The 11,556-nt window shown below is 66.1% G+C and carries 11 protein-coding genes; 5 read left to right on the forward strand and 6 right to left on the reverse strand.

Annotated features, from left to right (window positions below; translation table 11 throughout):
* Positions 1–19: 19 nt before the first annotated feature.
* Together AB0E63_RS13055 and AB0E63_RS13060 are read right to left on the reverse strand one after the other, a co-directional pair.
* Positions 20–2,353 (reverse strand): FtsX-like permease family protein, encoded by a 2,334-nt coding sequence (locus AB0E63_RS13055; protein ID WP_360364888.1) that lies wholly within the window; start codon positions 2,351–2,353, stop codon positions 20–22.
* The gene (locus tag AB0E63_RS13060) at positions 2,350–3,057 is read right to left on the reverse strand and encodes an ABC transporter ATP-binding protein (protein WP_360364890.1); all 708 of its coding nucleotides are present in this window, start codon (positions 3,055–3,057) and stop codon (positions 2,350–2,352) included. The genes AB0E63_RS13055 and AB0E63_RS13060 overlap by 4 nt, the downstream gene beginning before the upstream one ends.
* Positions 3,058–3,195: 138 nt before the next feature.
* On the opposite strand from AB0E63_RS13060, the gene AB0E63_RS13065 reads away from it, so the two are divergent.
* From AB0E63_RS13065 to AB0E63_RS13075, 3 genes are all read left to right on the forward strand, one after another.
* Entirely contained in the window at positions 3,196–3,996 is an 801-nt protein-coding gene (locus AB0E63_RS13065) for a histidine kinase (protein WP_360364892.1), read from the forward strand.
* The gene (locus AB0E63_RS13070) at positions 3,993–4,649 is read left to right on the forward strand and encodes a response regulator transcription factor (RefSeq protein WP_360364894.1); all 657 of its coding nucleotides are present in this window, start codon (positions 3,993–3,995) and stop codon (positions 4,647–4,649) included. Before AB0E63_RS13065 ends, AB0E63_RS13070 begins: the two co-directional genes overlap by 4 nt.
* 72 nt (positions 4,650–4,721) lie before the next feature.
* Positions 4,722–5,591 (forward strand): class I SAM-dependent methyltransferase, encoded by an 870-nt coding sequence (locus AB0E63_RS13075; protein WP_360364896.1) that lies wholly within the window; start codon positions 4,722–4,724, stop codon positions 5,589–5,591.
* A 129-nt stretch (positions 5,592–5,720) separates the two neighbouring features.
* Here the strand turns inward: AB0E63_RS13075 and AB0E63_RS13080 are convergent, their stop codons facing one another.
* The 4 genes from AB0E63_RS13080 to AB0E63_RS13095 form a co-directional block, all read right to left on the reverse strand.
* Positions 5,721–7,121, reverse strand: coding sequence for a hypothetical protein (locus AB0E63_RS13080; RefSeq protein WP_360364898.1), 1,401 nt, complete (start codon positions 7,119–7,121; stop codon positions 5,721–5,723).
* 272 nt (positions 7,122–7,393) lie between these two features.
* Positions 7,394–8,017, reverse strand: coding sequence for a hypothetical protein (locus AB0E63_RS13085; RefSeq protein ID WP_360364900.1), 624 nt, complete (start codon positions 8,015–8,017; stop codon positions 7,394–7,396).
* A 5-nt stretch (positions 8,018–8,022) separates the two neighbouring features.
* Positions 8,023–9,621: a hypothetical protein gene (locus AB0E63_RS13090; protein ID WP_360364902.1), complete on the reverse strand. Its 1,599-nt coding sequence runs from the start codon at positions 9,619–9,621 to the stop codon at positions 8,023–8,025.
* Between the two features lie 65 nt (positions 9,622–9,686).
* Positions 9,687–10,037: a VOC family protein gene (locus AB0E63_RS13095; protein WP_360364904.1), complete on the reverse strand. Its 351-nt coding sequence runs from the start codon at positions 10,035–10,037 to the stop codon at positions 9,687–9,689.
* 169 nt (positions 10,038–10,206) lie between these two features.
* On the opposite strand from AB0E63_RS13095, the gene AB0E63_RS13100 reads away from it, so the two are divergent.
* Both AB0E63_RS13100 and AB0E63_RS13105 read left to right on the forward strand, forming a co-directional pair.
* On the forward strand, positions 10,207–10,644 hold the full coding sequence (locus tag AB0E63_RS13100; RefSeq protein WP_360364906.1) for a VOC family protein: 438 nt from the start codon (positions 10,207–10,209) through the stop codon (positions 10,642–10,644).
* A gap of 455 nt (positions 10,645–11,099) precedes the next feature.
* Positions 11,100–11,402: a VOC family protein gene (locus tag AB0E63_RS13105; RefSeq protein WP_360364908.1), complete on the forward strand. Its 303-nt coding sequence runs from the start codon at positions 11,100–11,102 to the stop codon at positions 11,400–11,402.
* Positions 11,403–11,556: the final 154 nt, after the last annotated feature.

Consider the following 11,556-nt stretch of genomic DNA (forward strand, 5'->3'; position numbering starts at 1 on the left):
TGCCTTCCTATCAACACTCTCACTCGTTGTGGAGGACCTCGGCGATGGTGGTGTGCGCCGCGGAACGGGCCGGTAGGTACGCACCGATGGCGGAGATGAGGATGCCGGCGAGCACCAGCAGAGCCAGGAGATACAGGGGGTAGACGTGGAGCATGAAGGACGGAATCGCCACCTGAGCCCCGTTGGCCATGGCAGGAACCACCAAGCGGTGGGCCAGTATCCCCAGGGGGATGCCAAGGAGACCGCCCAGAGCACCGAGTGCGGCCATCGACGTGACGACCATGGTGGTGACCTGGCCGGGCGTCATACCGATAGACTTGAGCATTCCGAGGTCACGGCGACGCTCTCGCGTGTTCAGTACGACGGTGTTGAAGACACCCAGCGCAGCCACGGTCCCCAGCATCAGTGTGAGCAGGATGACCGTCGCCAGGACGATCGCAACGAAAGTCCCCGCGTCCTGACCCGGCGTCTCCACCAGCCCTGAGTCTCCGGCCAGCACTGCCTTGACATAGGCATCCAGATCCGTGCCCGGCTTGAGGTTGATCTCGTACAGGTTGGCCCGCCGATCAGGTGCCACCAGAGCGAGTGTCTGCCAGTTCGACAACACCTCGTCGCCCGAGTTGTACAGCGCCTTCCCGACGATCTGCGCTCGCACAGTCTTCCCCTGCGCCTGCAAGGTGATCGTGTCGCCGACAGCCAGCCCACGCTGGCGCAGGAACCGCTCCGACACCACCACCTGCCCCGGACCGTCGAACCACTTCCCGTCGAGGATCCGATACCCGAGCTCCGTGAAGTCCCCGCGATAGAACGACACCCGCAGATCGGTCTTCGTCCCGGCCAACCGCATGTCGAGGTCAGCGCTCGCCGTCACCGACGCCGCACCCGGAGTGGAGCGCAGCAGCGCCTCATCGTCCGCATCGCTCAGCTTGGCAACCGGTGGCGCGTCAGGATCGTTCGGCGCCGGCCCGCCTTCCGCCATCCCCGCGAAGATCGTCAGATCAACCGCATCGACCCGGCTCGCGGCAGTCTGGTACGTCGTCAGCGACTTCCCGAGCCCGACCGCCAGAGTCACGCTCGTGACACCCAGTACGACGGCTGCCAGCGTCAACGCCGTACGCGCGGGCCGCGCAAACGGCAGCCCGAGCCCAAGGCTGACCGACCGCGGCAACCGAGTCCCACTCAGCCACCGCTGCACCCGCAGCCCACGCCCGGCCCGTGGGGAGCTCCCCGCACTGATTGCCTCGGCAGCCGACAGGCTCCGCGCCCGCAACGCAGGCAACAGAGCAGACAACGCCACCAGAGCAGGTACGCCGAGCAGCGCAGCCACGTCCACCCAGATCGGTACGCCGACTCCTTCTGCGCCATAGTTCTCGAAAGCCCTGGTCAGCAAGGACGTCGCGAGCACATTGCCCAGCGCGATGCCGATGGCACACCCGACGATCGCAGGGATGGACACCATCGCCAGGTAGACCGTCATCACCTGCGTAGGTGTGAACCCCAGCGCCTTGAGTACGCCGATGTGCTTGAAGCCGGCCACCACCGCACCACTGACCACGTTGGCCACTATGAGTACGGCGACCGCCAGTCCGAGCCAGCCGAACACCATCAAGAACGGCACAAACGTGTTCGGCTCACCGGAGGCGAGTGCTCGCAGCGCAAGATAGGACTGCGTGCCCACCAGTGCACCGGACGGCAGACCGGCCGTCACTGCGGACTGTCCGGCCGAGACCTGCGCGTTAGTCGCGGCCTGGGTGAACCGGTAGAGCATCTGCGTGGACGTCGGCTTCAACGCAGTCATCTGTGCGGGCGTCACCCATGCATCGGCCGACTGACTCACGCTGTAGGCAAACCCGACGATGGTCAGCTCCTGGCCGCCGGACAGGGTGATGGTCGAGTTCAGCGACGGCGTACCACGCCCACTGGACTCGGTCGGGTTCCGGTTCAGCACGATCTCGCCGGGCTTGTCCGCCCAGCGTCCCTTCCACACGTTGAGGCGGTCGACCGGCCCATTGGGGTCCGCACGTCCCACAGTCACCAGGGACATCGGGATCCCCATCATCCGCGACGTACTCAGGTCGAGCGTCGCCTGGCCGAACGGTCCAGCCACATCCGCGGCACTCCGGGCTGCCTGCGTGAGCTGGGCATCGCTGACTTTGCCCCGGTCGTACGACGCCGCCAGGTGTGCACCGCTCTGCCGCGAGTACGCCTGGTCGAAGGGCCCGCTCGAGGCCGCCAGCAGTCCCAGTGCGACGACGATCATCGTGGTGGAGAGCAGAACGACCACTCCGATCACCACGGTCTGCATCCGGCGTCGGCGTACCGCTGCCCGCGATACCGGCCACACGGCGCTCACGGCGTACGCTCCAGGCTGCGCTCTCCGGCGATCTGCCCGTCGACGAAGTCGATCACGCGGCTGGCGCAGCGGGTCGCGAGTTGCTGGTCGTGGGTCACCAGGAGCAGCGTCTGGCCGATCTGGTTGAGGTCCAGCAGCAGATCCATCACTTGCTCGCCGGCCCGGGTGTCCAGGGCGCCGGTGGGTTCGTCGGCCAGCAGGACCGCGGGGCGGTTCATCAGCGCCCGGGCTACGGCGACACGTTGCCGCTCGCCACCACTGAGTTGGGCCGGATAGACGTTCCGTCGCCCGGCGATGCCGAGTTCGTCGAAGAGTTCGAGGGCGCGCTTGCGGGCGTTCGAGGCCGACGTACCGGTCAGCTGTGCGGCCAGCGCGACGTTGTCGATGGCCGACAGGTCGTCGAGCAGGTTGAAGAACTGAAAGATCATGCCGATCCGCCGGCGCCGGTACAGCGCGAGACCCTTCTCGTCCAGCGCGCCCAGGTCGTCGCCGTGCACCACGATCGAACCGGCCGTCGGCCGGTCCAGTCCGGCCACCATGCTGAGCAGGGTGGACTTGCCGCTGCCGGACGGCCCCATCACCGCGACTGCCTCGCCGGCCCGGATCTCCAGCGACACTCCGTCCAGTGCGACGGAATCGCCGTACTCCTTGCGTACGGCGGTGAGCCGTACGACCGCCTGTCCGTTGCCTTCGTCATCCGTCATGCGTTCACGCTAGGGCCGGTCACGCGCGCCGGGCGTCAGCCTGCCGGCGTACTGTCCGCGCCCGGTCATCCTGGAGATGTACGGCGTGCCCCCGGCGGATGATGCGGAATCGCGAATGCCTTTGGGACAGTGGTTGGTGTGATCACAGTCTGGCTGCTCGTCGCCGCGCTGGCCTCCCTGGCCGCCATAGCGCTCGCGGTGGCCCTCGTACGGGCGCGCCGCGCGCACGCCCGCGCACTGGAGGAACGCGGGTGGTTGCTCGAGCGTGAGCGGGAGAGTGCCGCGCGGAACGCAGTCGACGCCGAACGGGCCCGGATAGCCCACGATCTGCACGACATCGTCAGTCACAACGTCAGCGTCATGGTGATCCAGGCCGGAGCGGCGCGACACGTGCTCGAGACCGAGCCGGATCAGGCCGAGTCCGCACTGCTCGCGGTCGAGGCTGCCGGCCGCGACACGATGGCCGAGCTGCGGCATCTGCTCGGTCTGCTCGCACCGCAGGCCGGTGGTGAAGAGGATGATGAACAGTTGGCGCCGCAACCGAGTCTGCGTCGACTGAGTCCGCTGATTGACCGGATTGCGTTCGCCGGGCTGCCGGTGGAGGTACGGATCTCGGGGGAGCCCCGACCACTTCCGGCCGGCGTCGACGTCACGGCGTACCGGATCATTCAGGAGGCGCTGACCAATGCGCTCAAGCACGGCGACGGGGTGAAGGCCGAGGTGACAGTGCGGTACGCCGACCATGCGCTGCGGGTGGAGATCCTCAACACCGGACCGAGCATCCTGACCGGTGGACGTTCACCGGTAGCCGGTGGCGAGGGGCGCGGACTGCTGGGGCTGCGACAGCGGGTGGCCGTGTACGGCGGTGACCTCGATGCGCGGCGTCGATTGGGCGGTGGGTTCCGGGTGCGCGCCAAGATCCCGCTGGAGCGACCATGACTCGGGTCGTGATCGCGGATGATCAGGCTCTCGTGCGGACCGGGTTCCGGATGATCCTGACCGCGCGTGGCATCGAGGTTCTCGGAGAGGCGGCCGACGGGGTGGAGGCAGTCGAAGCGGTGCGTCGGCTGCGACCTGACGTCGTACTCATGGACATCCGGATGCCCACCATGGACGGCCTGGAGGCGACCCGCCGCATCCTCGCCGAGCCGACGGACTGCAAGGTCCTCATGCTCACCACGTTCGACCTGGATCGCTACGTGTACGCCGCACTGTCCGCCGGAGCCAGCGGGTTCCTGCTGAAGGACGTCACCCCTGAGCACCTGGCCGCAGCGGTCCGGCTGGTCACCACGGGCGACGCTCTGCTCGCTCCCTCGATCACACGCCGTCTGGTCGAACGGTTCGCCGTACCCGCCCCGGCCCAGCCCGCAGTCCATCGCGACCTGGCCGCTCTGACGCCACGGGAGCTCGAAGTCCTGACTCTGATGGGCCATGGGCTGTCGAACGCCGAGCTCGCCACCGAGCTCACGCTGAGTGAGGCGACGGTCAAGACCCACGTCGCCCGGATCTTCGCCAAGCTGAGCCTCCGCGACCGCGCGCAGGCCGTCGTACTCGCGTACGAAACCGGCCTGGTCTCGCCAGGCGACCGCTGACGGCTCTACCATTGCCCGTTGCCTGCCGCATCAATTAGATTTCGGCATTCGCGGACCAGGGAGAGCTGTTTGATGGCGACGTGCATTCTGTGTGCGGAGACCGGGCCGTTTCGGTCGCGTGGGACGAAGGACGGTTACGGGATCGAGGAGTGTCTGTCCTGCGGCCTCGTGCAACTGGTGCCGACGCCGACGCCGGAGACCCTGCGCGCGCTGTACGAAGGGGACTCGTACTTCGGCGGTGAGGCCGCGACCGGGTACTCGGAGTACGAGGACCAGGAGCAGGAGTATCTGGCGACGTTCCGCGAGGACGTACGGCGGATCCGTGAGTTCGTCCCCAGCGGCCGGATCCTCGAGGTCGGCTGTGGGTACGGCTACTTCCTGCAGTGCGCGCTCGACGCCGGCTACGACGCCTACGGCATCGACCTTTCACCCGCGGCCGTCAAGTGGGCCTCGACGCGTCACCCCGGCCGGGTCTTCTGCGGCCTGCTCCAGGAAGTGCCCGAGATCCAGGATCAGAAGTACGACGTGATCTTCGGGTCGCACCTGATCGAGCACCTGACCGAGCCGTCGGAGTTCCTCCGCCAGGCGAGCCGTCTGCTCCGGCCCGGCGGTCTGGTCGTCATGGTCACCCCGAACATCAGGAGCCTGCTGTCGCGCGTCTCCGGATCACGCTGGGTCTCGTTCAAGATCCCCGAACACGTCAGCTACTACGACCCGGCGACCATCACCAAACTGCTGAACCGCACCGGGTACACGGTCCGCGCCGTCGACAGCGCCTACCAGTACTACGCCCTGCCCTTCGTCAGCACCCGCATCCGGGAACTCCTCCACCCGGTCTCCCGCATCGTCCCGCCGATAGAACGCCTCCGCCCCCTCCGCAACCGCAAAATCCGCGTCACCAGCGGCTCCATGCGAGTCCTAGCCGCCTACAACGGCGACTGACCCAGGGCGCGGGCACAATCGCGGCATGTCAATCAGCCGCCTTCGGGACGCTGGTCGGCGGCGAAGAACTCCTGTCGAGCGGCGCAGTACTCCTGGCGGGCTGCGGCAAAGACTCCGGAAGTGTTGTTGTCAGCGGTCCCGCTGTCGTTCGGGTAGAGCACGAAGGTCGTCGCCCAGTTCTTCGACCCCGATGTCGTGACCGGAGTCGAAGCTCTTGAAAGTGGCTGGGCCGTCGTGCCGATTGGTCCGATACGCGTAGCAGACCTCGACCTGATGGCAATGAGTGCAGAAACGGCTGGCGACGAACGGCGACATCATGACTGGCCCGCCCGATCCGAGGACGTAGAACATGTCGTCGGCGACTGGCTCTCGCCAGAGGAAGTTCTGCGTCTCGAAGTGCGGATGATCGCCCATGACACGCTGCGTCCGGACATCGAAGACGCGTGGTCTGGGTTGAAACGAAGACGACACGGTCAGCAGCCAAGGAGAGTCTTCGAGGAAGCGCGAACGTCGCAGGGCGTTCTCGATGCGGGGCATCATGTGGGCGACGCGGACCGCGTATTCCTGCATCGTGTGCGGTCTGCCGCCATGCGCGGCGTGATTGCGCTCCGCTCGGAGAGCGTTCAGGTCGTCGATAACACTGGGGTTGCCGGGATGCGTATGCAGGGCCGAGGAGAGTCCAGGGATCAACGTGGGGGAATCGTCGACCAGTGGTCGGAGGTTACCCAGCCAGGTCGTCCAGGTGCCAAACGTCGTACCTGCCCCCGTGTACGCCGTCCTCAGTGCGGCAAGGGCTCGATTGGCCGGGTCGCTGAGTACACCATCAGGCTTCGAGACCTGATCCTTCAGCACTGCCGCTGCGGTCAGACTGATCGTGATCGCCAGCGCTTCGGCCGTGTCCAAGACAGCGTCGTATTGATCTCGTGCAGTATGCGCCTGCTGCAAAACCCGCACGGAGCGAGCAATCGGGTGTTGCAATGATTTGCGGGCAATGGCGAGCTCATTTGACGCCGGATGTGGCGGTGTTACGGAAACTGGCGGTCGAGGTTCGACGATCCGCTCTGTCGGCGGCTGATTCCGGTTCGCTGGAGGCGGCACTGGGGCGTGTCTGGCCGGTTGATAAGGCGGCGGAGTAGAAGCCGGCATCGCCGTGCGCTCTCGCCAGTTCGCCGGTCCGGCCCACTGCATCGGGAACGGGTGCGTCGACGGTTGTTGAAATGATCCCGAGTGAGCCGATGCAATCGTCTGGGCTCGGTGCTGACTCCTGCGCCAACGCCATCTGCGGATCCACAATCGCAACCAGGCCGGAACAACCCCGAAGAGACCGCCGCACATAACTGCCCCGAGGATGCTGTCGAACCAAACCGGCGTGGTACTTGGAGTGTCGCTGGTGGCGATGGAGATCACGCCAAGCAATACGTTCCCGGTGGTCAGCCAAAAAGCCCAGTCGCGGTAGAGAGGTCCGTCGTAAAGACGCAAGACACTGTTTCGTCTTTTCGAACGCGGCATCGGCGGCGGCTGAACGGTCACAATATCTAGACTCCCCAGTGCCGACGATGCGGCAACGGCACACGATTGATCCAGTTACTGGCCCGATCTGTCTCTACTCTAGCGAGCTTTCCACGGATTGGGACGAGCCCGATCGGCTGGCATACGGCTACTACAACCAACCGGGATTTGGAAGATCTCGCCGAAAATTTCGTCGAAGATGCTTCGGCCATGGGATGCCCATTCGATGAAGTGGCCTACAGGGAACGCGCACACCACGTGAGCTGACGACCGGAGCGGCGGCAACCCGCCTACTAGTTCATGACTCGGGATCTCAGGGCTAGGTCGTCCATCGTTTCCAGGATGTGGAATTGGTGGACTCGCACGTGCATTCGTACCGGCTGGAAGGTTGCTACCAGGTCGCGGAGCTCGGCGTACGCGTTGCCTGTTACGTCCGCGGTGAGTTGTAGATAGCCGGCCAGCAGTGGTCGCTCGGCGGCGACTGCGAGTGCGGCGGCTTCGTCGGCCGGTTCGACCGGGAGGTAGATGCGGCCGGTGTTGAACTGTCCGATCCAAGGTCCGCGGACGACGAGATCGATGGGTACGTCGAGGGCGCGCGGCTCGTCACTGCCGTGCACCAGCGTGGCATGCACCCGGTCGGCTCTCAGTTCGAGGCCGCGCCACCAGACCAAACCAGCCAGGCCGGAATCAGCCAGCGCTGACAGGAACGGTTCGGGTCGCGGGTCGGGCAGCGGGAGGACCAACGAGCGCGCGGGTGGCCAGAATTCACCCGGACCGGGATCCGGGCCGAGCGGACCTCGAGGCCGGTCCGTCATTAGCGGAAGGTGTCGGGTCCGGTAGCGCTCGTCCAGCCGCAACGCGTCGTGTTTGCGCCACTCGTACTCCTGATCGGCCAGCACGGTCAGGACATCATTCATCGGCTTCACAGCGGGTTCGGCGCGAACGGGAGGAACTTGTTGACCCAGTCGAGCCGCTCGTCGAGCCATCCGAGCAGGCTGAGGGTGTTGTTGATGGCTGCGGGTGGCTGGCTGATGAGGGTGTCGACGAGCAGCAGCCGGTCGAAGTCGACGACCACGGGAGCCTTACGCGGTTGGCCGTCCCGGCCGAGGAACGTGACCCCGGCCAGCTCCATGATCTTGATGACCTCCTGGGCGACGATGCCGTACCCGATCGTGGTCGGGTGGACTCCGTCGAGCGAGAACAGGCCGCCTTCGGTTCGGCCCTGTCGCCCGGCGCGGAAGAACCGCGTGCTCGGAACCGGGTCGAGCGCGCTCAGCGGGGGTGGCAGCTCGTACGGCGTCCACCAGGTCGGCTGGGCCCACGGGCTCTCGATGTAGCGCCGGGTGGCGAGTCTGTCCAAGATCGACCCCATGTCGAACAGGTACCAATCCAGGCCGTCGTTCCGTGCGGCCGCGACCGAGTTGATGATCGTCTCGTTGTAGGCGTCGATGGCCGAGTCGATCGCGCGGGCCTCGTCCTCGGTGATGTTCGGGTCGCGCTTCGGGTCGAAGTCGTCGTCGGTGACCCAGGGGCGCGTGTAGTACGGGAAGTAGCGCGACTGCGGCGTCACCTTCTTGTGGGTGCCTCGGGCAACGGGCGCGATCGTGACCGCCGGGACGGTGGCGATCAGCACATGCTGGGCGTCGATGGCGCGGAGCTTCTCGACGAGCAGCTCCCAGTCCGCGGCGAACGCGCTGGGACGGAACACGTTGCATCCCCGCTTGGCGACCATCCGCTCCTCGACTGACAACGTCGCGTATTCGGCGGGAGACCAGGCCGGACTGAGGCTGACGACCGAGCCGAGGACGTTGTTGGCCCCGAGGATGACGACCAGGGCCTCCACACCCTCCTTGGCCTTGCTCATGGTTGCGGCTGCTTCGAGAACGGTATGCGCACGGCTGCCCTTGCGCGCTCTTTGCAGGACCGGCCAGGCCGCCCGCGCCTGGTGGTTCTCGACGAGTTGCGAGACGAGGTCATCCTTCGGCGGCGCCTTGAGGCGCTCGGCGATGGTGGCGGCCGTGGTCATTTGCGGGTCGAGGACGTCCCATCCATAGACGGCCATGTTGTGGAACGGAGGCCCGGATTTCGGCGTACCCGAGCCTGCCCCTGTTTCCCAGAAGTCCTCGACGCGATCCATGTACTCGCGGACCCACAGTCCGGCGCCGATGATCTCCCAGAAGTCCAGCCGGTCTCCGTAGCGCTTCTCGAAGGCCCGCGCGAACCGTTCGAGATCCAACGGAAGTCCGCCGGGTCCGGTGGGCCACTCGTAGGCCGGGAACTGGAATTCGTCGACGCTCAGACCGAGTTCGTACGCCGTGATGGTCGGCCAGGACAGGTCGGTACGGAACACCGCCGCACTCATGAACCCATGGGTCAGCGAGTCACCGATCGTCACGAGCCGATGCTTGGCGGGCTTGGCACCTCGCGCCGGTACCGCGATCCCGAGCGTCGGATCGGTGACCGGCTCCCGCGGGGTCGTATGGATCTCCACCTCAGCAGGGATCTCTCGCTTGTCCGCCACCGCAACCACCCCCGCTTCCGCACGGTACTGCCCGCCAATCCCTTTGGCGATACCTTCGTGTGCTCCTAAGCGTTTGCTGCGACCCCGACCTTGTGGCCATGGCTGTCTGCGAAGACGCCGAACGTAGTGCCCGGCACCTGCTGCGCCGGCTGAACGATCTTCCCGCCAAGCTGCTCAGCCTTCTTCAACGTCGCGCCCACATCCTCGACGCTGACGAAGAACAGCACCTCGTCCTCCGCACCTTGCCGCGGCCCGATCGCCACATACGGCCCGCCCTCGGCGCCCGTATCAATGAACGTGTACCCCGGAAACGCCCCCTCGGACGCAACCTTCCACCCGAACAGCTCCGCGAAGAACGCCCGCGTGACGTCCGGATCCTCGGACCGAATCTCGGTATGAACCACAGGATGAGACATGATGACTCCTCAATCTCGGCTGCCTCTCACCTAGCTGACGATCACCACGCCCCCAGATCGACAACTCGCTGCCGCGACGCCTACCGGCCGGGTGTCGAGAATGTGCCGGCGGCTCCGTCTCAGGTACATCAGTGGCCACGGGGCCGCGCGACGAAGAAGGAGAACCCCGGTGACGATCCAGCGGATGGACAACGTCGGCATCGTCTTCGACGACCTCGAGGCTGCCATTGCGTTCTTCGGAGAACTCGGTATGGAACTGGAGGGCAAAGCGGAGGTCGAGGGTCCCGTCGCGGAACAGACCGTCGGACTGGTCGGCGCCCACTGCGCCATCGCAATGATGCGGACTCCGGACGGCCACGGCCGGCTCGAGCTGGCGAAGTACCTCACCCCGGCGGCGATCGTCGGGCCGCACAACCCGCCACACAACACGGTCGGCATGCATCGCGTCATGTTCACCGTCGACGACATCGCCGACACCGTCGCCCGCCTCCGCACCCACGGCGCCGAACTCGTCGGCGAAATAGCCCAGTACGAGAACAGCTACCGCCTCTGCTACATCCGCGGCCCCGAAGGAATAATCATCGGCCTAGCCGAACAACTGAGCTAACACCGGTCGCGGCCGGCCCACATGGGTGCGGGTTTGCGACTCCGGGCGAATGGCGGAGCAATCGAGATTCGAACTCGTGAGGGGTTGCCGATCGTTGGCGAACGGCCCCGAACAGTCGCGGATGAGACCCACGTTGAGACCCTCTGCACCGGCCACGGCCCCTGTGTCACCACCCCTGCTGAGACACGTGTGCGCTCGAGGGGAGTCTGGAGCGGAGCGCGGCCCTGGAGACAGTGGGACGGACGTCATAGACCGCATGTCGCGCGGTGCACTCGCCGCCCGCGCGCCGGGGACGTGCACGGGGAACGGGGGTACGGTCTCCGCATGACGCGACCGCGAATGCGGATTGGGGCCGTCACAATCACGGCAGCACCGGCTCCGCACGCCCGGGAGCTGGCCAGGTTTTATGAGCGCCTGCTTGGCTGGCGGATCGTCGACGAAGGGCCGAAGGGCGGTTGGGTCCAGCTTCACCCGCCCGAGGGCGAGACAGACAGGACGCTGCTCCACCGAGCTCGAAGCCGGGTCACCGCCGATCTGGCATCAACATCGAGTCTGACCAGGAGCACGAGCGGCCGGTCTGGCCGAGCAAGCCCGGTGGTCAGAACGCGACGATGCACCTCGACATAGGCGTAGACGACCTCGATGAGGCGGTCGCGTGGGCCGTCCAGGCAGGCGCGAGTCTCGCTGAGGACCAGCCGCAGGAGCACGTCCGGGTCATGCTCGATCCTCACGGTAACCCTTTCTGCCTGTGCCGCTAACACCGCAACGGCCGGGGCCTGAGAGGGCCGTTGAGACCCTCGTTGAGACCCCCGAGACATGAAGAGGGGGGGGGCGCGGGGGGGGCGGCCCCCCGGTTGTTTTTGGGGGCAGATGAGTAAATGGAACCGGTGAAAAACCCACCAAAGGTGAAGA

It is taken from the genome of Kribbella sp. NPDC026596, from assembly GCF_040638415.1.
In the GTDB taxonomy this organism is placed as follows: Bacteria; Actinomycetota; Actinomycetes; order Propionibacteriales; family Kribbellaceae; genus Kribbella.